Source organism: Streptomyces sp. NPDC058674, from assembly GCF_042716505.1.
Lineage (GTDB): Bacteria > Actinomycetota > Actinomycetes > Streptomycetales > Streptomycetaceae > Streptomyces.
Genome location: NZ_JBHXSC010000057.1, coordinates 26761 through 46613, shown reverse-complemented (window position 1 = coordinate 46613; position 19853 = coordinate 26761). Strand labels below are relative to the sequence as shown.

Genomic DNA, 19853 nt, shown 5'->3' with positions numbered 1-19853 from the left:
GCCCCGGCGGAAGCCCCTCCCGCGCCCGACCCCTGCCCTGACCCGGGCCCGGAGGGCTCCGGCGGTACGGGACCCGGCCCCGGAGGCACCGGCGCTACGGCACCCGGAACCGGCCCGGACGGCACAGGCGGTACGGAACCCGGACTCGGCCCCGGCCTCTGCCCGGAAGGCGCCGGTACGGAACCCGGGCCTTGCCCCGCCCCCGGAGGCATCGGCGGTACCGGACCCGCATCCTGCCGCGGGCCGGGTAGGAACGCCTCGCCCGGGCGGCCGGCCCGCGGCGGCGCCTCGGGCGGCGCGGGGGCCGCCCCCGGCGGGGGCCCGGCGGCGGCTGCGGACTCCGCCCGTCCCCACGGCCGACCCGGCTCCACGGGCGGCACGGACGCGCTGGGCCGTGCGGGCGGTACGGGCGGTGCGGTCGGGCCGTGCGGTGCGGGTGCGCCGGGCATCGGCCCCGCCCCGCCGGACCCCGCCCGTCCCCACGGTCGGCCCGGCTCCACGGGCGGGGCGGGCGGGAGCTGGGGCGCGGGCCGGTCGGGCCCGGGGGGTGCGACCCGCGGGCCGGTCGCCGCGGCCTCCGTTCGGGCGCGTGGCAGCGCCGTGTCCGCCAACGGCGGCGGAGGCGGCGGCAGAGGAGGCGGCGGAGGCGGGCCCGCCTCCCGGTCCGGGGCCACGGCCCCGGCCTCCGGCCTCGCCGCCCCGGCCTCCGGGGTCGGCTGGGACGGGACCGTCGGAGGCGTCGTCAGGACCGCCGCCGAGCGGAAGCGGTGGTCGAGCGTGTCCCCCGGATCGGGGTCCGCTCCCGCGTCCGGGTCCTCGTAGAGCTTCTGCCACCAGTCGTCCGCGCCCTGCTGACTCATTCCCCCATTGTCGGCCCCCCGCCCCCGGGGAAAACGCCGAATGCGCGAAAAGGGTCCACCGGACCGCCGTCCGGTGGACCCCTCCCGCTTCACCCGTACGGACTAGCGGATGCCGTACGCCCGCACGACCGTCTGGGTCACCGACGCACCGTTCGCGTCGGTCAGTTCGACCTTCAGCGAAACCGGCTTGCCGGAAGCTCCCGCGTGGTCGACGACCGCGGCCCACCTGCCGCCGCGCTCGCTCACCTCGGCCTCGGTCCAGGGCTCACCGTCGTACGAGTACGACAGCTCGGCCGACGTCAGCGCGCCCGGCTCGTAGCCCGCGTGCCCCGTGGCGCTCAGCCCGATGCTCAGCCCGTTTGCCGCGGTGACCGTCTTCCCCCCGTCCATCGGGGCGGCGTACCGGGGGAAGAGGACGGGCAGGGCTTGCGAGGAGGCCGCGGGGTCGAGCTTCGAGGTGAAGCCCCACGTCGTGCGCACCGCGGTCGAGCGCTGCCAGGTGCGGGACGGCTGGCCGATCTTCTCGACGGACTGCGTCAGTTCGTACTTCCCCGCCTCGGCCGGGACCTCGAACACCCGGAACGGGTATCCGCTCTCGCCGATGACCTCGCCGTCGCGCTCGAGCCGGAGGCCGCCGACGTCACCGAAGGAGCCGGGCGGCGCTCCGCCGCTCGGCTGCGCCGTGGACGGGCCCACGGCGGTGGCGGCCAGGACGGCCGCGGTGGCCGCTCCGACTGCCGTACGCGATATCGGGCGCTATCGCTCTCGCCAGGTGAATTCCGGCCAACCGCTGCATCGCGCGGCAAAGCCGCCGCGCACATGGCGTCTGGCCAGCGGATGTTGGTGCTGCGGTGGCAGGACCTTGGCAGAGTGGCGGGGGGTGCGGCGATGATGTCCGCGGCGGGTTCGCGCCGTGGCCGCTTCCCGCCAGGGGTCGCGTGGAGAGGTGGGGTGGACGGGTTGCTGGGTGCGATAGGCCTGGACGAGGGCCAGGAGTCGGCGTACCGCGTACTGGTGGCGCTGGGGGCGGCCGAGGTCCCCGACCTCGCGCACCGGCTGACCCTGCCGGTGCCGCAGACCGAACGGGCGCTGCGGCACCTGGAGCGGCACGGGCTGGCGGCCCAGTCCTCGGCCCGGCCGGGGCGCTGGGTGGCCGCGCCGCCCGGGGTGGCGCTGGGGGCCCTGCTGACGCAGCAGCGGCACGAGTTGGAGCAGGCGGAACTGGCGGCGGTGCTGCTGGCGGAGGAGTACCGGGCGGAGGCCGCCGAGCCGGCCGTGCACGACCTCGTGGAGGTGGTGCAGGGGGCGAGCGCGGTGGCGCACCGCTTCCACCAGCTCCAGCTCGGGGCGGTGGAGGAGGTGTGCGCCCTGGTCAGCGGCCGGCCGCAGGTGGTGACGGGTACCGACAACGAGTCGGAGGAGCGCGCGTCGGTGCGGGGGGTCGACTACCGGGTGGTGATCGAGCGGGAGGTGCTGACCCTGCCGAGGGGCATCCGGGAGGCGTCGACGGCGCTGGCGCGGGGCGAGCGGGTACGGGTGACGGGTCAGGTGCCGACGAAGCTGGTGATCGCGGACCGGACGCTCGCCATGGTCCCGCTGACGTCGCGCGGGGCGGAGCCGGCGGCGCTGGTGGTGCACGCGTCGGGGCTGTTGGAGTCCCTGACGGGCCTGTTCGAGGCCGTGTGGCGGGAGTCGCTGCCGCTGCGGCTGGGCGCGGCCGGCTCGGCCGAGGAGTCCGGGGGCGGCCCCGACACCACCGACCTGGAGATCCTCTCCCTGCTGCTGGCGGGCATGACGGACGCGAGCGTGGCGAAGCACCTGGACCTGGGGCTACGGACGGTGCAGCGGCGGGTGAAGGGGCTGATGGAGCTGGCGGGGGTCACGACCCGGCTCCAGCTCGGCTGGCACGCGTACGAGCGGGGCTGGGTGGCCCGATAGCCCCGGGTCGGTCAGGCTGGGCAGATGGATCTGCCGCAGCTGCTCCTGGTGGGGCTGGTGCTGCTGTTCGGCGTGGTGGGGGTGCTGGTCCCGGGGGTGTCGGGGACGTGGCTGGTGTGGGCGGGGCTGATGTGGTGGGCGGTGCACGAGCGGTCCAATCCGGCGTGGACCCTGCTGGTCGCGGCGACGGCCCTGCTGCTGGTGGTCCAGGTGGTGGAGTGGATGCTGCCGCCGCGCCGGCTCCGCGACGTGGGAGCGACCCCGCGGATGGCGGCGTACGCGGGCGCGGGCGCGGTGCTCGGCTTCGTCCTGGTCCCGGTGGTGGGGGCGGTCCCGGGCTTCATCGGTGGCATCTACCTGTGCGAGCGGCTGCGGCTCGGGACGCACGGCGAGGCGTGGACTTCGGCGCGGGCGGTGATGCGGGCGGCGGGGACGAGCGTGCTGGTGGAGCTCTTCGCGTGCCTGCTGGTGGCGGGGGCGTGGCTGGGCGCCGTGGTGGCGGGGGTGTAGGCACGGCGGGCGGCCGGGGCGGCCGGGCCGGCGGCGCACGGGACGGCGGGCGGAAGGGGCGCGGTGCGGCCTGCGTGCGGAGGGCGGCGCGGGGGACGGGGCGGGGGCGAAGGCGCTGCGACCGGAGGCCGGGGCGGGTGGGGGCGGTGGCGGCGGGGCCGCTCGGCGCCTAGGTCCTGGTCCGCCCGGAGCGGGTCCGGGGGCGGGGCCCCGCCGGCGTCCGAGTCGTAGGTGCGAGGTCATCGCAGCTGGTCACGGGGCGTATGACGGTGATGGCCGCAAACGGTTCGATGTGCCACCGTAGGCCGCATGGAGGGTCACCGGCACATCCCCGGCCACGAGCACCATCCCACTGACGATCACGCTCACGACCACAAGCGGACACCCGACCACGGGCACGCGCACGCGCACCCACACCCGGCAGGGCACCCGGGCGCACACGAATCCGCGCACCGCCGCCGGGGGCCGGCGGCCCGGCTGCGGCACGGCGTCGCCCACGCCCTCGCCCCGCACGGCCACCACGCGGGCGACAGGGTCGACACGGCGATGGAGGCCTCCCGCGCGGGGATGCGCACGCTGTGGACCTCCCTGGGAGTCCTGGGGCTGACCACGGCCGTGCAGTCGGCGATCGTGGTGCTGTCGGGGTCGGTGGCGCTGCTGGGCGACACGGTCCACAACGCCGCGGACGCCCTGACGGCCGTCCCGCTGGGCATCGCGTTCGTCCTCGGCAGGCGGGCGGCGAACCGGCGCTACACCTACGGGTACGGGCGCGCCGAGGACCTGGCCGGCGTCGTGATCGTGGCCGCCATCGCGGCGTCCGCGGCGCTGGCCGCCTGGGTGGCCGTGGACCGGCTGCTCGACCCGCGGGACGTCACCCACCTGTGGGCGGTCTCCGGGGCGGCGCTCGTCGGGTTCGCGGGCAACGAATGGGTGGCCCGGCTCCGTATCCGCACCGGCCGCAGGATCGGCTCGGCCGCACTCGTCGCCGACGGCCTGCACGCCCGTGCGGACGGTTTCACCTCGCTGGCCGTCCTCCTGGGGGCCGGCGGCGCCGCTCTGGGGTGGCGGGCGGCCGACCCGGTGGTCGGGCTGCTGATCACCCTGGCCATCCTGCTGGTCCTGAAGGACGCCGCCCGCGAGGTCTGCCGCCGGCTGATGGACTCGGTGGACCCGGCCCTCGTCGACGCGGCGGAGGACGCGCTGCGCGGGGTGGACGGGGTGCTGGGCGTGGGACAGGTCCGGATGCGGTGGATCGGCCACGTCCTGCGGGCCGAGGCGGACATCGTGGTCGACCCCGGTCTGACGGTGGTACGGGCGCACGAGCTGGCGGTGGCCGCCGAGCACGCCCTGATCCACGCTGTGCCCCGCCTGACGGCGGCGACGGTCCACACCGACCACGCCCCCACCGCCGACGGCGACCCGCACACTCCGCTGTCCCACCACGCATCCCGCCCGACGCCGGCCTGACCCCGGCCCCGCCCGAGGGCAGGGGCCGGGGCCGGGGGGCCGGGGGGCGGGGTCAGGCCCGACCGGTGCGCTTCGCCGCGTAGTTGGCGCGGCCCTCCGCCGACTTCAGGCGCCAGTCGCGGCGGATCTCCGACCGCAGGCGGGCGTCCGTCTTCGCGACGATCCGCTGGTTCTCCCGCAGCAGCTTGCGGTAGCTCTCCAGACGGCGGTCGGCCAGCTCCCCCGATTCCACGGCCGCCAGCACCGCGCACCCCGGCTCCGCCTCGTGGGCGCAGTCGTGGAAGCGGCAGTGCGCGGCGTACTCCTCGATCTCGGAGAACACCTGGCCGACTCCGGCCCCGGCGTCCCAGAGGCCCACTCCCCGCAGTCCGGGGGTGTCGATGAGGACGCCGCCGCCCGGCAGGGCGAGCAGGTTGCGCGTCGTCGTCGTGTGGCGGCCCTTCCCGTCGACGTCGCGGATCTGCCGGACCTCCATCACGTCGGTGCCGAGCAGGGCGTTGGCGAGGGTCGACTTCCCGGCGCCGGAGATGCCGAGCAGCACGCTCGTGCCGCCCGCGACGACGGCGGCGAGGACGTCCGTGCCCTCCCCGGAGTGGGAGGAGACGGTGAGGACCGGGACACCCGGCGCCGCGGTCTCCACGTCCTGGACCAGGTGCGCGAGCGTCCCCGGGTCCGGGACCAGGTCGGCCTTGGTGAGGACGACCAGCGGCTGCGCGCCGGACTCCCACCCCAGAGCCAGGAAGCGCTCGATGCGCCCCAGGTCCAGCTCGGCGGCGAGGGAGACGGCGATGACCGCGTGGTCGACGTTGGCGGCGAGGATCTGCCCCTCGGACCGCTGCGAGGAGGTGGACCGTACGAAGGCGGTGCGGCGCGGCAGGTAGGCCTTCACGTAGCGCGGGCTGCCCGCCGCCTCGACGGCGGCCCAGTCACCGGTGCAGATGACGCGGAGCGGGTCGTGCGGGGTGACGAAGGCGGTGTCGGCCCGGACCAGGCCGGCCTCGGTCATGACGTCGCACTGGCCGCGGTCGACCCGGACGACCCGGCCGGGCAGCAGGCCCTGCTCGGCGTACGGGGTGAATTCGGCCTCCCACGCGTCGTCCCAGCCGAAGGGGGCGAGGGCGTGCGGGAGCGGTGCCTGCGGGAAAGAGGAGAAAGACAAGGGGAACCCTTCACAGGGCGGCCCCGGCGGCACGCGCGCGGCGCGTGGAGGTATACGAGGTCAGCCGGAGGCCACGGAGGTGACATTGATGGTCTTCTGAGTGCGGGCAGCGCCCTGCGCGACGACAGTCATCAACGAACTCACCTCCGGGTCATGCACGAACTGGCCGTTCCGCACCGGTCGGCGGGAACGGTCCCACCGTAACAAGCCCCCGCGCGCGGGAGCCAGTTCTTTTTCCGGAAGACCCCGCCGACGGAGCGGTGCGGCGCCGGCGCCCTCAGAGCCGGCGCCCTCAGAGCCAGTCCGCCGCCCGGCCGACGGCGAACGCGTCCCGCGCCGGTGTCCGATTCGTTCAAGACCGCGGCCGCGGCGGATGCCTAGGCTGCCGTCATGACTCCTCGACTCGACATGATCGGCATGGTCGTCTCCGACATGGCCGCCTCGCTCGCCTTCTACCGCCGCCTGGGCCTCGACGTCCCGCCGGGCGCCGAGGAGCAGCAGCACGTGGAGGCCGTGCTTCCCGGCGGCCTGCGGATCGCGTGGGACACGGAGGAGGTCGTCCGCTCCTTCGACCCCTCCTGGACCCGCCCGGCCGGTGACGGCCGCCGGGACCTCGCGTTCCTGTGCGACTCCCCCGCCGCGGTGGACGCCCTGTACGCCGAACTGACCGACGCAGGGCACACGGGCCACCTGAAGCCCTGGGACGCCTTCTGGGGCCAGCGCTACGCGGTGGTCCTCGACCCGGACGGCTGCGGCGTCTCGCTCTTCGCCCCGTCGGAGGGCGCGGGCGCCGCCGCGCCGCACACGCCCTAGGAAACGCCTTCCGCACCCGCGCCGGAGACCGGACCTGGGACCGAGCCCGCGCCCGCGCCCGCGGCGTAGGCGCTCAGGGTGGTGCCGGCCAGCGTGCGGACCTCCCGGGAGAGGTGCGCCTGGTCGGCGTAGCCGGCGACGGCCGCGACCTCGGCGTAGCGCATCCCGGACCGGGCGAGCGCCAGGGCCCGGCGCAGCCGCAGGACGCGGCCGAGCGTGCGGGGTCCGTACCCGAAGGCGTCCAGCGAGCGGCGGTGCAGCTGCCGCTCCCCGAGCCCGACCGCGGCGGCGATCCCGGCCACCGGCTGGCCCGCCCGGAGCCGGGCGGCGACCTCGGCGGCGAGCGGGTCGGGCGGCCCGGCCGCGGCGGCGCGGCGCGCGGCCAGCGCCTCCAGTCCGGCGCGCGGGTCGCCGTACCCCTCGACGAGCCCGGCGAGGCGGCGCACCTCCCTCGCCGGCCACAGGTCGGCCAGCTCCACGCGGCGGTCCCGCAGGACGTGCGCCGGTACGCCCAGCAGCGTCGGCGCCGTCCCGGGCGCGAGCCGGATTCCGGCGAAGACCCCGCCGGGGACCTCCCCGGCCGGGTGCGGCCGGGTGTCGGCCCCGGCGACCAGCAGCCGCCCGTCCACCCACAGCAGGTCCATGCAGCCGTCGGGCAGCACCGTCCCGCCGCCGCCCCCGGACCGCCAGAGCACGGCCCCGGGCACGGCCGCCGAGCGCGCTTCCTCGTACACGCCACCAGGCTACGGGCCGCCCCCGCCGCCCCCGGCGCCCCGCCGGGCGGCGCGGCCCGGCGGCGCGGGCCCGGCCCGCCGGGTCAGTGCTTGCGGAGCCTGGAGGAGTAGTCCTCCGGCGGGAGGAACTTCGACCACCGCTCCGGGAACTCCGAGGGCATCCCGTCGTCCTCGTCGTCCTCCGACTCGCCCTCGGCCATCGCCCGCCAGGCGGCGGCCCGCGCGATCAGCTGCGCCGCCTCCGCCTCGCGGGCCCGCTCGTTCGCCTCGCGCGCCGCGGCCGTGGCCACGGACGGCCAGACGCGGTCGATGGCGGCGTTGACGGCGGCGCCGACGAGCACCGCGAAGGCGGAGATGCCGATCCACAGCAGGATGGCCACCGGCGCGGCCAGCGATCCGTAGATCGTCGGGCCCTCCACGGTGTTGGTGAGGTAGATCCGCAGCAGGAACGAGCCGAGCACCCACATCGCCAGGGCCACCAGCGCCCCCGGCACGTCCTCGATCCACGGCGAGCGCACCGGGACGGAGACGTGGTAGAGCGTGGTCAGGAAGGCGATGGACAGCAGGGTGACCGTCGGCCAGTAGAGCACCGCGATCACCTCGGTGCTCCAGGGGAGCAGCCGGACCACCGCGTCGGGACCGACGACCATCAGCGGCAGCACGATCGCGCCGATCAGCAGGGCGATGATGTACAGGAGGAAGGCGAGCAGGCGGGTCTTGACGATCCCGCGGTGGCCGTCGAGTCCGTACATGACGGTGATGGTGTCGATGAAGACGTTGACGGCGCGGGAGCCCGACCACAGCGCGAAGGCGAAGCCGAGCGAGATCAGGTCGGGCCGGCCCCGGCTGGTCACGTCGTCCAGCATGGGCCTGGCGATGTCGTTGACGCCGCGGTCGGAGAGCACGGTGCCGACGGCCCGCAGGATGTTCTCCTCGATGCTCTCGACGGACCGGGTGTCCGTCCAGCCGTCCACGTAGCCGAGGAGGCCGAGCAGGCCGAGGAAGAGCGGGGGCAGCGACAGGAGGGTGAAGAACGCCGCCTCGGCCGCGAGTCCGAGGATGCGGTACTCGATGCACGAGTTGACGGTGTCCTTCAGCAGCAGCCAGGCCATCTTCCGCTTGGAGACGTTGCGGTAGAGGGCGCGGGCCCGGTGGAGCCGCCCTGGGATCCGCTCGGGTGTTTCTTTTACTGGCTGCACGTCCTTACGGTATCCGCATGGCAGCCACCACCCACACAGTCAGCAACCAGGCCCCGCCCCTGGTGGGCCACGACGTCTACGGGGGCGACCGCGCCCTCACCGAGGGGGTGGAGCGCCACCTCGCCTCGGCGGATGCCGAACTCCTCGACGGGGTGCGCAAGGAGCTGACCACCCTCGGGCGGGCCGCCGGCTCCGCGCAGGCCCAGGGGTGGGGCGCCCTGGCGAACGAGAACCCGCCGAAACTGCGGACCCACGACCGGTACGGGAACCGCATCGACGAGGTCGACTTCCACCCGGCGTGGCACCGGCTGCTCGGGCACGCCGTGACCTCGGGGCTGACCGACGCCTGGGGACGCCCGGCCGGGCACCTGCGCCGCGCGGCGGGCTTCTTCGTGTGGTCGCAGGCCGAGTCGGGGCACGGCTGCCCGGTCTCGATGACGCACGCCGCCGTACCGGCCCTGCGGGCCGACCCGGAGCTGGCGGCGGAGTGGGAGCCGCGGCTGACCTCGCACGTGTACGAGGAGGGTCTGCGGCCGCCCGGGCAGAAGACGGGCGTGCTCTTCGGGATGGGGATGACGGAGAAGCAGGGGGGCAGCGACGTACGGGCGAACACGACGGCGGCGGTGCCGCTGGACGCCTCCGGGGAGTACCTGCTGACGGGGCACAAGTGGTTCTGCTCCGCGCCGATGTGCGACGGGTTCCTCGTGCTGGCGCAGGCGCCGGGCGGGCTGACCTGCTTCCTGGTGCCGCGGGTGCTGCCGGACGGCACGCGCAACGTCTTCGCGATCCAGCGGTTGAAGGACAAGCTGGGGAACCGGTCGAACGCGTCGGGCGAGGTGGAGTTCGACGGGACCTGGGCGCGGCGCGTCGGCGAGGAGGGCCGGGGGGTGCGGACCATCATCGAGATGGTCGCGGCGACCCGGCTGGACTGCGTGATCGGCTCGGCTTCGCTGATGCGGCAGGCGCTGACGCAGGCCGTGCACCACGCGGAGCACCGCTCCGCATTCGGAGCGCCGCTCATCGACCAGCCGCTGATGCGCAACGTGCTCGCGGACCTCGCCCTGGAGTCGGAGGCGGCCACCACCCTCACCCTGCGCCTCGCGGCGGCCTACGACGCCGGCACCGACCAGGAGAGGGCCTTCCTGCGCCTGGCCGTGCCCGCGGCAAAGTACTGGGTGACCAAGCGCTGCACGCCGATGGTGGCGGAGGCGCTGGAGTGCCTGGGCGGCAACGGCTACGTCGAGGAGTCCGGGATGCCGAGACTGCTGCGCGAGTCCCCGCTGAACTCGATCTGGGAGGGTTCGGGCAACGTGCAGGCGCTGGACGTGCTGCGGGCCCTGCAGCGCGAGCCGCAGGCGCTGAACGCCTTCCTGGTGGAGGTGGGCCTGGCCCGGGGCGCCGACCACCGGCTGGACGCGGCCGTCAAGGACCTGCTGACGGAGCTCGCCGACCTGGAGGGCATCGAGGCCCGCGCCCGTCGCGTGGTGGAGCGCATGGCGCTGGTGCTGCAGGGTTCCCTGCTGGTGCGGTGGGCTCCCCCGCAGGTGGCGGACGCGTTCTGCGCCTCGCGGCTGGGCGGTGACCGGGGCGCGGCCTTCGGCACGCTGCCGCACAGCCTGGACCTCGGCGCGGTGGTGGAACGGGCGCGGATCACGGGCTAGAAGCCGGGCACCCCCCAAGGTCCCCGCACCGCTTCGAGCCCGGATCCGGGCCCGTCGGCCGGAGGCAGGGGTGGCGCCGCGCCGACTCGGCGCCACCCCTGGCCCGGGAAGCCCCGAGGAGGAGCTGTCACGCCGCTCGGCGGCGTGGGGCCAGTCTCGGTCGGGTGACCGGGGCTTGGCGAGAGTTGCATGACGTTGCACCCTTTGATTCGGCAGCCGCCCCGCCGTGGGCGCCGGGAGGGATGCGGTGTCCGCGGACCGCCCGGCCCGGCTTGCGTCGTACATCTGTTCGCACGGGGAGGTTCCGGTGGCCGACACCACAGGCAGCACGGTCGATGCGGCACGCATCTCGGCCATGGACGCGCGGCAGGCCGTCCGCCTCCTCAAGGGGGTGCGGGCGGCGGCGCTGGCCGGCGACCCGCCGCCGGCCGCGCCCCGTCCGGAGATCGCCGAGTCCTGGCGCCGGATGCTGGCCGGCGGGGTGCACCCGGACCGGGACGCGCGCTCGCGGGTGCTGTCGGCCGCCGAGACCGAGGAGCGGCGGCGGCTGTCGCCGCTGCGGGAGGTCCTGCCGGTGCTCCGGGAGGGCCTGCTGCCCTCCCTGGACGACAGCCTGCACATCATGGTCGTCGCCGACGCGGACGGGCGGCTGCTGTGGCGGGAGGGGCACCGTTCCATCCTGCGCAAGGCGGACCGGCTGGGCTTCGCGGTCGGGGCCGACTGGGACGAGGCGGTGGTCGGCACCAACGGCGTGGGGACGGCGCTGGTGGCCCGCAGGCCGGTCCAGGTGTTCTCGGCGGAGCACTTCGTCTCCAGCCACCACGACTGGACGTGCGCGGGGGCGCCCGTACGGGACCCGCGCGACGGGCGGCTGCTGGGGGTGGTCGACGTCAGCGGGCCGCTGGCCACCATGCACCCGGCGACGCTGGCGTGGGTGAGCTCGGTGGCCCGGCTCGCCGAGCGGGAGCTGCGCCTGCGGCACCTGGAGTCGCTGGAGCGGCTGCGGGCGGTCGCGGCCCCGCTGCTGGCCCGGCTGCCGGGCCCGGCGGTGGCCGTGGACCCGCACGGCTGGACGGCGGCCGTGACGGGCCTGGTCCCGGCGGACCGGGTCCCGCTGCCGAAGCACTTCGGCCCGGGTCGGGTGTTCGTGCCGCAGCTCGGCGAGTGCGTGGCGGAGCCGCTGCCCGGCGGCTGGCTGCTGCGGGTCGCGCGGACCCGTGCGCACCCGGCGGCGACCCGGGTCGTACTGGACCTCAGCCGGCCGGGCGCGTGGTCCGCGACGGTGTACGGGGCCGCCGGGAGCTGGTCGCAGGAGCTGAGCCCGCGCCACGCGGAGCTGCTGTTCCTGCTGGCGGAGAGCCCCCGGGGGCGTACGGCGGCGGAGCTGGCGGCGGAGCTCTTCGGGGACCCCTCGCGCACGGTGACGGTCCGCGCGGAGCTGTCGCGGGTGCGGCGCCGCCTCGGGGGCGTGCTGACCCACCGGCCGTACCGCTTCGCGCAGGACGTGGAGGTGAAGCTGATCCGCCCGGAGGAGCCGGCGGCGCTGCTGCCCCACTCCACCGCTCCGGCCGTGATCAGGGCCCGCCTGGTCGGCGCGGGGTCCGGCGTGATTCCCTGACCCGCATGAGCACCATCACCCTCACCACCTGGTCCCTGGACATGACCGCGCCCGGCGACCTGGTCCCCGCGGCGGTCCCCGGTCCGGAGATCACCGTCGTCCGGTCGGAGGTCCCCTCCCCCGAGTTCAGCCGCTTCCTGTACGCCTCGGTGGGCGGCGACATCCACTGGACGGACCGGCTGGCCCTGACCCGCGCCGAGTGGGCGCGGCAGCTGGCCCGGCCGGGGGTGGAGACGTGGGTGGCGTACGACCGCGGCACGCCGGCGGGGTACGTCGAGTTCGATCCGCAGGACGACGGCGTGGTGGAGATCGTGTACTTCGGCCTGCTCCCCGACTTCCGCGGCCGGCGCATCGGCGGGCACCTGCTCTCGGTGGGCGTCGCGCGGGCCTGGGACCTGGCGTCCCGCTGGCCGGACCGGGAGCCGACGCGGCGGGTCTGGCTGCACACGTGCAGCCTGGACGGGCCGACGGCGATGGCCAATTACGAGCGGCGCGGCTTCAAGCTGTTCAAGACGGAAACGGAACCGAGGGAGGAGTCCCCCACCCCCGGCCCCTGGCCCGGCGCCTAGGCCCTGTCGTCAAAGTCCCGCCTGGCCGCCGCGCACGGCCCGGAAGCGGCCCGGAAGCGGCCCGGGGCGTGACCCCCGTCACGCCATCCCGCGATGCGAGACGACTTCGTCCGCATCATGGACAGTAGTGGACTCCTCCAATCGGCACATGACACGCTTCCGCCATGAATGGAGCTGGAATTGCCTTGGTGAGTCGACGGCACGTCGATCTCGGCCGCATGTCCAGCGCCATCTGTCCGGCGCGCTGACGGAACCAGCCACCGCCGCACACCGCCGCAATCCCGGCCTCGCCGCCGCGGAAGCGCCGGTCACCGAAGTCCCCTGAAGGCCGCATACCGCCCTGCCCGCCGGCCACCCCGGCAGAGGAGCGGAGATCGGCCGCACCCCGCTCAGCCACGCCGACGTGACAGGGGCGCGCCTCCCTGCCCCTGCCCCCCTGCCTTTGCCTTGAGCCGCCGAAGAAGGACGTACCGCCATGGCCGCCACCCCCGAAACGCCCGCAGCAGCAGCTCCCGCAGCCGCCGCGCGCCGCAAGACCGGCCGCCACCGCGGTGAGGGTCAGTGGGCCGTCGGACACCACACGCCCCTCAACGGCAACGAGCAGTTCAAAAAGGACGACGACGGTCTCAACGTGCGGACACGCATCGAGACGATCTACTCCAAGGCGGGCTTCGACTCGATCGACCCGAACGACCTCCGCGGCCGCATGCGCTGGTGGGGCCTCTACACCCAGCGCAAGCCCGGGATCGACGGCGGCAAGACCGCGATCCTGGAGCCGGAGGAGCTGGACGACAAGTACTTCATGCTGCGCGTCCGCATCGACGGGGGCCGGCTGACCACCGAGCAGCTCCGCGTGATCGGCGAGATCTCCGAGGAGTTCGCCCGCGGCACCGCGGACCTCACCGACCGCCAGAACGTGCAGTACCACTGGATCCGCATCGAGGACGTCCCGGAGATCTGGCGCCGTCTGGAGGCCGTCGGCCTCTCGACCACCGAGGCCTGCGGCGACACGCCCCGCGTGATCCTCGGCTCGCCCGTCGCGGGCATCGCCCTGGACGAGATCATCGACGGCACCCCCGCCATCGACGAGATCCAGCGCCGGATCGTGGGCAACCCCGCCTTCTCGAACCTGCCCCGCAAGTTCAAGTCCGCGGTCTCCGGCTCGCCGCTGCTCGACGTGGCGCACGAGATCAACGACATCGCCTTCGTCGGCGTGGACCACCCCGAGCACGGCCCCGGCTTCGACGTCTGGGTCGGCGGCGGCCTCTCCACCAACCCCAAGCTGGGCGTGCGCCTGGGCACCTGGGTCTCGCTGGAGGAGGTCCCCGACGTCTACGAGGGCGTCATCTCGATCTTCCGCGACTACGGCTACCGCCGGCTGCGCACCCGCGCCCGCCTGAAGTTCCTCGTCGCCGACTGGGGCGCGGCCAAGTTCCGCCAGGTCCTGGAGGACGAGTACCTGAAGCGCAGGCTCACGGACGGCCCGGCGCCCGCGCAGCCCTCCGGCCAGTGGCGCGACCACGTCGGCGTCCACCGGCAGCAGGACGGCCGCTTCTACGTGGGCTTCGCCCCCCGCGTGGGCCGCGTGGACGGCGCCACCCTCACCAAGATCGCGGACGTGGCCGCCCGGCACGGCTCCGGCCGGCTGCGCACCACCGCCGAGCAGAAGATGATCGTCCTCGACATCGAGGCCGACCGGGTCGACTCCGTCGTCGCGGCACTGGAGGCGCTGGACCTGCGGGTCAATCCGTCCCCGTTCCGCCGCGGCACGATGGCCTGCACCGGCATCGAGTTCTGCAAGCTGGCCATCGTCGAGACGAAGGCGCGCGGCGCCTCGCTGATCGACGAGCTGGAGCGGCGCCTGCCGGACTTCGCCGAGCCGCTCACCATCAACATCAACGGCTGCCCGAACGCCTGCGCCCGCATCCAGGTGGCGGACATCGGTCTCAAGGGGCAGCTGGTCCTGGACGAGAACGGCGACCAGGTGGAGGGCTACCAGGTCCACCTGGGCGGCGCCCTCGGCCTGGAGGCCGGCTTCGGCCGCAAGGTCCGCGGCCTCAAGGTCACCTCGGCCGGACTGCCCGACTACGTCGAGCGGGTCGTCACGCGCTTCCAGGAGCAGCGCGAGGACGGCGAGCGCTTCGCCTCCTGGGTCACCCGCGCGAGCGACGAGGCCCTGTCATGAGCGAGCGCGCCGCCCCCTTCTACTGCCCGTACTGCGGCGACGAGGACCTCTTCCCGAACGAGACGGGGCACGGCGCCTGGGAATGCCGGGCCTGCAACCGGGCCTTCCAGCTGAAGTACCTCGGGCTGCTGTCCCGGGGCGTTCAGGCCAACGGCACCGGAGGGGACGCGATATGACGACGGCTCAGGAGACGCGGAGTCTGAAGGAGCTGGCCGAGCGGGCGGGCCGGGAGCTGGAGGACGCCTCCGCCCTGGAGATCCTCGCCTGGGCGGCCCGGACCTTCGGCGAGAAGTTCGCCGTGACCTCCTCCATGGAGGACGCGGTCGTCGCCCACCTGGCCTCCCGCGCCTTCCCCGGCGTGGACGTGGTCTTCCTCGACACCGGCTACCACTTCGAGGAGACCATCGGCACCCGCGACGCGGTCGAGGCCGTGATGGACGTCAACGTCATCACGCTCACCCCGCGGCAGAGCGTCGCCGAGCAGGACGCCGAGCACGGCCCGAGGCTGCACGACCGGGACCCCGACCTGTGCTGCGCGCTGCGCAAGGTCAAGCCGCTGGAAGAGGGCCTGGCCGCGTACGACGCATGGGCGACGGGCCTGCGCCGCGACGAGTCCCCGACCCGGGCGAACACCCCGGTCGTCGGCTGGGACGAGAAGCGCCGCAAGGTCAAGGTCTCGCCGATCGCCCGCTGGACCCAGGACGACGTGGACGCCTACGTCGCCGAGCACGGCGTGCTGACCAACCCGCTGCTGGCCGACGGCTACGCCTCCGTCGGATGCGCCCCCTGCACCCGCCGCGTGGCACAGGGCGAGGACGCGCGGTCCGGCCGCTGGGCCGGGCTGGGCAAGACCGAGTGCGGCCTGCACGGCTGATGAGAATCCCCCCACTCGTACGGAACCGACGGAGAAGAACCAGATGAGCGTGAGCGACCAGGGCGCCACCGTGTGGCTGACCGGGCTGCCGAGCGCGGGCAAGACGACCATCGCCCACGCGCTGGCCGAGCGGCTGCGCGCCGAGGGCCACCGCGTGGAGGTCCTCGACGGGGACGAGATCCGCGCGTTCCTCTCCGCCGGCCTCGGCTTCGGCCGCGAGGACCGGCACACCAACGTGCAGCGGATCGGCTTCGTCGCCGAACTCCTCGCGAGCAACGGCGTCAAGGCACTGGTGCCGGTGATCGCGCCCTTCGCGGACAGCCGCGAGGCCGTCCGCAAGCGGCACGCCGCCGAGGGCACCTCCTACCTGGAGGTCCACGTGGCCACCCCGGTCGAGGTCTGCTCCGAGCGTGACGTCAAGGGCCTGTACGCCAAGCAGGCGGCGGGCGAGATCTCCGGTCTGACCGGGGTCGACGACCCGTACGAGGCCCCGGAGTCCCCGGACCTCCGTATCGAGTCGCACACGCAGTCCGTGCAGGAGTCGGCCTCGGCCCTGCACGCGCTGCTCACCGAGAGGGGTCTGGCATGACCACGGCCGCACACCTGCACACCGATTCCGGCTCCGACGCCCCGTACGCGCTCTCGCACCTGGACGCGCTGGAGTCGGAGGCGGTGCACATCTTCCGCGAGGTGGCGGGCGAGTTCGAGAGGCCGGTCGTCCTGTTCTCCGGCGGCAAGGACTCCATCGTCATGCTGCACCTGGCGCTGAAGGCGTTCGCGCCGGCGCCGGTGCCCTTCACGCTGCTGCACGTCGACACGGGCCACAACTTCCCCGAGGTGCTGGAGTACCGCGACCGCACGGTCGCCGAGCACGGCCTGCGCCTGCACGTGGCCTCCGTCCAGGAGTACATCGACGCGGGCAAGCTGCGCGAGCGCCCGGACGGCACCCGCAACCCGCTGCAGACCCTCCCGCTGACCGAGGCGATCCAGCGGCTCCGGTTCGACGCCGTCTTCGGCGGCGGCCGCCGCGACGAGGAGAAGGCCCGCGCCAAGGAGCGCGTCTTCTCCCTGCGCGACGAGTTCTCCCAGTGGGACCCGCGGCGCCAGCGCCCCGAGCTGTGGCAGCTCTACAACGGCCGCCACGCCCCCGGCGAGCACGTGCGCGTCTTCCCGCTGTCCAACTGGACCGAGCTGGACGTGTGGCAGTACATCGCCCGCGAGGCCATCGAGCTGCCGGAGATCTACTTCGCCCACGAGCGCGAGGTGTTCCGGCGGGGCGGCATGTGGCTGACGGCCGGCGAGTGGGGCGGGGCCAAGGAGGGCGAGACGCCCGAGAAGCGCCTCGTCCGCTACCGCACCGTCGGCGACATGTCCTGCACCGGCGCCGTCGACTCCGACGCCGCCACGCTGGACGCCGTGATCGCCGAGATCGCCGTCTCCCGCCTCACCGAGCGCGGTGCGACCCGCGCCGACGACAAGGTGTCCGAGGCCGCGATGGAAGACCGCAAGCGCGAAGGGTACTTCTAGACATGACCAGCACCACCGATCAGCTCGCCGGCCTGGCCGACCCCTCCGTGACCACACTGCTGCGCTTCGCGACCGCCGGCTCCGTCGACGACGGCAAGTCCACCCTGGTGGGCCGCCTGCTGCACGACTCGAAGTCGGTCCTCACCGACCAGATGGAGGCCGTCGAGGCCGTCTCCGCCCAGCGCGGCCAGGAGACCCCCGACCTCGCGCTGCTCACCGACGGCCTGCGGGCCGAGCGGGAGCAGGGCATCACCATCGACGTGGCCTACCGCTACTTCGCCACCACGCGCCGCCGGTTCATCCTCGCGGACACCCCGGGGCACGTGCAGTACACCCGCAACATGGTCACCGGCGCCTCCACGGCTGACCTGGCCGTGGTCCTGGTCGACGCCCGCAACGGCGTGATCGAGCAGACCCGCCGGCACGCCGCCGTCGCCGCCCTGCTGCGCGTCCCGCACGTGGTGCTGGCCGTCAACAAGATGGACCTCGTGGACTACGCGGAGCCGGTCTTCGCGGCGATCGCCGAGGAGTTCACCGCGTACGCCTCGGACCTGGGCGTCCCGGAGATCACCGCGATCCCGATCTCGGCGCTGGCCGGGGACAACGTGGTCGAGCCGTCCGCGAACATGGACTGGTACGGCGGCCCGACGGTGCTAGAGCACCTGGAGACCGTCCCGGTCAGCCACGACCTCACGGCCTGCCCCGCGCGCTTCCCGGTGCAGTACGTGATCCGCCCGCAGTCCGCGGCACACCCCGACTACCGCGGCTACGCCGGCCAGATCGCCTCCGGCGTCCTGCGCGTCGGCGAGGCCGTGACGGTGCTGCCCTCGGGCCGGACCTCGGTCATCGAGGGGATCGACGCGCTGGGCGAGTCCGTGGACATCGCCTGGGCGCCGCAGTCGGTGACGCTGCGGCTGAAGGACGACATCGACATCTCGCGCGGCGACCTGATCGCGCCGTCCGCCAGTGCCCCGGCCACCACGCAGGACGTCGAGGCGACGGTCTGCCACGTGGCGGACCAGCCGCTGGCCGTCGGCGCCCGAGTGCTGATCAAGCACACGACGCGGACGGTCAAGGCGATCGTCAGGGAGATCCCCTCGCGGCTGACCCTGGACGACCTGTCCCAGCACCCGGACCCCGGGCAGCTGGTGGCCAACGACATCGGCCGCGTCGTCGTCCGCACCGCCGAGCCGCTCGCGCTCGACGCGTACGCCGACTCGCGCCGCACCGGGTCCTTCCTGCTGATCGACCCGGCCGACGGCACGACCCTGGCGGCCGGCATGGCGGGCGAGTCCTTCGCCTCCAAGGCCGAGACCACCGTGCAGGCGGACGAGGAAGGGTGGGACTTCTAGCCCATGTTCTCCGACATCTACTCCACCTTCGCCAAGGAGGGCGGCCGCGTGGGCAGCGGCTCCCTCGGCAGCGGACAGGGAGGGGTGGCGCGATGTGCGCGATGACGTACGCGCACCGCATGCGCGCCCTCACCCTCCACGAGCCGTACCTGTCCCCGCTCCACAGACGAAGACCTGCGTCGTGATCCCACGGCGCTCCGAGAGGAAGTCCTCCCGTGCCTGCCACCGGTACCACCCGTACTGCCCCCTCCCGTAAGACCGGTCTGCGCCGCGGCGTCGCCGCAGCCGCCGCCCTGCCGCTCCTGATCGGTGCGCTCGCCTCCTGCGGCTACGGCTCCGAGGCCGCGAAGGACGAGCCGAAGGGCAAGGCCGCCGAGGTCTCCGACGCCGGCAAGAAGCTCTCCGCCGCCGAGGTCCGCATCGGGTACTTCCCGAACCTGACCCACGCCACCGCCTTGGTCGGCCTCCAGGAAGGCCTGATCGAGAAGGAGCTGAACGGCACCACGGTCAAGCCGCAGTCCTTCAACGCCGGCCCGTCCGAGATCGAGGCCCTCAACGGCGGCTCCCTCGACATCGGCTTCATCGGCCCCTCGCCGTCGATCAACGGTTACGTGAAGTCCAAGGGCTCCAACCTGCGGATCATCTCCGGCTCCGCCTCCGGCGGCGTCAAGCTCGTCGTGAACCCGGAGAAGATCAAGACCCTGGACGACCTCAAGGGCAAGAAGATCGCCACTCCCCAGAAGGGGAACACGCAGGACGTCGCGTTCCTCAACTGGATCTCGGAGAAGGGCTGGAAGGTCGACCCGGAGTCCGGCAAGGGTGACGTCTCCGTCGTCCGCACGGACAACAAGGTCACCCCGGACGCCTTCAAGCAGGGCTCCATCGACGGTGCCTGGGTGCCGGAGCCCACGGCCTCCAAGCTCGTCTCCGACGGCGCCGCCGTCCTCCTCGACGAGACCGACCTGTGGCCCGACAAGAAGTTCGTGATCACGAACGTCATCGTGTCCCAGAAGTTCCTCAAGGAGCACCCGGACGTGGTCGAGGCCGTGCTCAAGGGCACGGTGAAGACCAACGAGTGGATCAACGCCAACCCGGACCAGGCCAAGGCCTCCGCCAACGCCAAGCTGGCGGCCGAGGGCGGCAAGCCGCTGGACGCCAAGGTCATCGACCCGGCGTGGAAGAGCATCCTGGTCACCGACGACCCGCTGGCCGGGACGCTGAAGGCGCAGGCCGACGACGCGGTCAAGGCCAAGCTCATCGAGCAGCCCGAACTGGCCGGCATCTACGACCTGACGCTGCTGAACAAGGTCCTGAAGGCCGCCGGCAAGCCCGAGGTCTCCGACGCCGGTCTCGGCGCCAAGTAACCCCGTAGATCCAGCAACCCCAG

Annotated in this window: 19 protein-coding genes; 15 read left to right on the top strand and 4 right to left on the bottom strand. The window is 74.0% G+C overall.

What is annotated here, in order from left to right; all coding sequences use genetic code 11:
* Nucleotides 1-962: 962 nt before the first annotated feature.
* Nucleotides 963-1556: a hypothetical protein gene (locus ACFWU6_RS25310; RefSeq protein WP_383804853.1), complete on the bottom strand. Its 594-nt coding sequence runs from the start codon at nt 1554-1556 to the stop codon at nt 963-965.
* Nucleotides 1557-1820: 264 nt separating this feature from the next.
* On the opposite strand from ACFWU6_RS25310, the gene ACFWU6_RS25305 reads away from it, so the two are divergent.
* The 3 genes from ACFWU6_RS25305 to ACFWU6_RS25295 all read left to right on the top strand — a co-directional run bounded on the left by ACFWU6_RS25305 (nt 1821) and on the right by ACFWU6_RS25295 (nt 4775).
* Complete coding sequence (locus ACFWU6_RS25305) at nt 1821-2798, top strand: helix-turn-helix domain-containing protein (RefSeq protein WP_383804872.1); 978 nt, start codon at nt 1821-1823, stop codon at nt 2796-2798.
* Between the two features lie 24 nt (nt 2799-2822).
* Nucleotides 2823-3308, top strand: a complete 486-nt coding sequence (locus ACFWU6_RS25300) for a DUF456 domain-containing protein (protein ID WP_383804855.1) — start codon at nt 2823-2825, stop codon at nt 3306-3308.
* A 309-nt stretch (nt 3309-3617) separates the two neighbouring features.
* Nucleotides 3618-4775 (top strand): cation diffusion facilitator family transporter, encoded by a 1158-nt coding sequence (locus ACFWU6_RS25295; RefSeq protein ID WP_383983197.1) that lies wholly within the window; start codon nt 3618-3620, stop codon nt 4773-4775.
* Nucleotides 4776-4827: 52 nt separating this feature from the next.
* On the opposite strand, the gene rsgA is transcribed toward ACFWU6_RS25295, so the two are convergent.
* A complete protein-coding gene (rsgA, locus tag ACFWU6_RS25290; protein ID WP_383804859.1) occupies nt 4828-5934 on the bottom strand; it encodes a ribosome small subunit-dependent GTPase A in 1107 nt (368 codons plus the stop codon).
* A 390-nt stretch (nt 5935-6324) separates the two neighbouring features.
* Between rsgA and ACFWU6_RS25285 the strand changes: the two genes are divergently transcribed.
* Nucleotides 6325-6747, top strand: coding sequence for a VOC family protein (locus ACFWU6_RS25285; RefSeq protein WP_383983195.1), 423 nt, complete (start codon nt 6325-6327; stop codon nt 6745-6747).
* Here ACFWU6_RS25285 and ACFWU6_RS25280 read toward each other — a convergent pair.
* Together ACFWU6_RS25280 and ACFWU6_RS25275 are read right to left on the bottom strand one after the other, a co-directional pair.
* On the bottom strand, nt 6744-7481 hold the full coding sequence (locus ACFWU6_RS25280; protein WP_383983193.1) for a helix-turn-helix domain-containing protein: 738 nt from the start codon (nt 7479-7481) through the stop codon (nt 6744-6746). The two genes, ACFWU6_RS25285 and ACFWU6_RS25280, sit on opposite strands and share 4 nt — an antisense overlap.
* An 83-nt stretch (nt 7482-7564) precedes the next feature.
* Entirely contained in the window at nt 7565-8680 is a 1116-nt protein-coding gene (locus tag ACFWU6_RS25275) for a YihY/virulence factor BrkB family protein (RefSeq protein WP_383804865.1), read from the bottom strand.
* A 17-nt stretch (nt 8681-8697) separates the two neighbouring features.
* Between ACFWU6_RS25275 and ACFWU6_RS25270 the strand changes: the two genes are divergently transcribed.
* From ACFWU6_RS25270 to ACFWU6_RS25220, 11 genes are all read left to right on the top strand, one after another.
* Nucleotides 8698-10341, top strand: a complete 1644-nt coding sequence (locus tag ACFWU6_RS25270) for an acyl-CoA dehydrogenase family protein (protein WP_383804867.1) — start codon at nt 8698-8700, stop codon at nt 10339-10341.
* A gap of 355 nt (nt 10342-10696) precedes the next feature.
* Nucleotides 10697-11959, top strand: a complete 1263-nt coding sequence (locus ACFWU6_RS25265) for a GAF domain-containing protein (protein ID WP_383983200.1) — start codon at nt 10697-10699, stop codon at nt 11957-11959.
* Nucleotides 11960-11964: 5 nt separating this feature from the next.
* Nucleotides 11965-12528 (top strand): GNAT family N-acetyltransferase, encoded by a 564-nt coding sequence (locus ACFWU6_RS25260; RefSeq protein ID WP_383804869.1) that lies wholly within the window; start codon nt 11965-11967, stop codon nt 12526-12528.
* A 164-nt stretch (nt 12529-12692) separates the two neighbouring features.
* Nucleotides 12693-12776, top strand: coding sequence for a putative leader peptide (locus ACFWU6_RS25255; protein WP_312847410.1), 84 nt, complete (start codon nt 12693-12695; stop codon nt 12774-12776).
* A 227-nt stretch (nt 12777-13003) separates the two neighbouring features.
* Nucleotides 13004-14713, top strand: coding sequence for a nitrite/sulfite reductase (locus ACFWU6_RS25250; protein ID WP_383811194.1), 1710 nt, complete (start codon nt 13004-13006; stop codon nt 14711-14713).
* Nucleotides 14710-14889: a hypothetical protein gene (locus ACFWU6_RS25245; RefSeq protein ID WP_383811197.1), complete on the top strand. Its 180-nt coding sequence runs from the start codon at nt 14710-14712 to the stop codon at nt 14887-14889. The genes ACFWU6_RS25250 and ACFWU6_RS25245 overlap by 4 nt, the downstream gene beginning before the upstream one ends.
* The gene (locus ACFWU6_RS25240) at nt 14886-15587 is read left to right on the top strand and encodes a phosphoadenylyl-sulfate reductase (protein ID WP_383983191.1); all 702 of its coding nucleotides are present in this window, start codon (nt 14886-14888) and stop codon (nt 15585-15587) included. Before ACFWU6_RS25245 ends, ACFWU6_RS25240 begins: the two co-directional genes overlap by 4 nt.
* 43 nt (nt 15588-15630) lie before the next feature.
* Nucleotides 15631-16176: an adenylyl-sulfate kinase gene (cysC, locus tag ACFWU6_RS25235; protein WP_383811201.1), complete on the top strand. Its 546-nt coding sequence runs from the start codon at nt 15631-15633 to the stop codon at nt 16174-16176.
* Entirely contained in the window at nt 16173-17114 is a 942-nt protein-coding gene (gene cysD, locus ACFWU6_RS25230) for a sulfate adenylyltransferase subunit CysD (protein WP_383811204.1), read from the top strand. Before cysC ends, cysD begins: the two co-directional genes overlap by 4 nt.
* A gap of 2 nt (nt 17115-17116) precedes the next feature.
* Nucleotides 17117-18466: a sulfate adenylyltransferase subunit 1 gene (locus ACFWU6_RS25225; protein WP_383983189.1), complete on the top strand. Its 1350-nt coding sequence runs from the start codon at nt 17117-17119 to the stop codon at nt 18464-18466.
* 215 nt (nt 18467-18681) lie between these two features.
* The gene (locus ACFWU6_RS25220; RefSeq protein ID WP_383811210.1) at nt 18682-19830 is read left to right on the top strand and encodes an ABC transporter substrate-binding protein; all 1149 of its coding nucleotides are present in this window, start codon (nt 18682-18684) and stop codon (nt 19828-19830) included.
* The last annotated feature ends 23 nt before the right edge of the window (nt 19831-19853 follow it).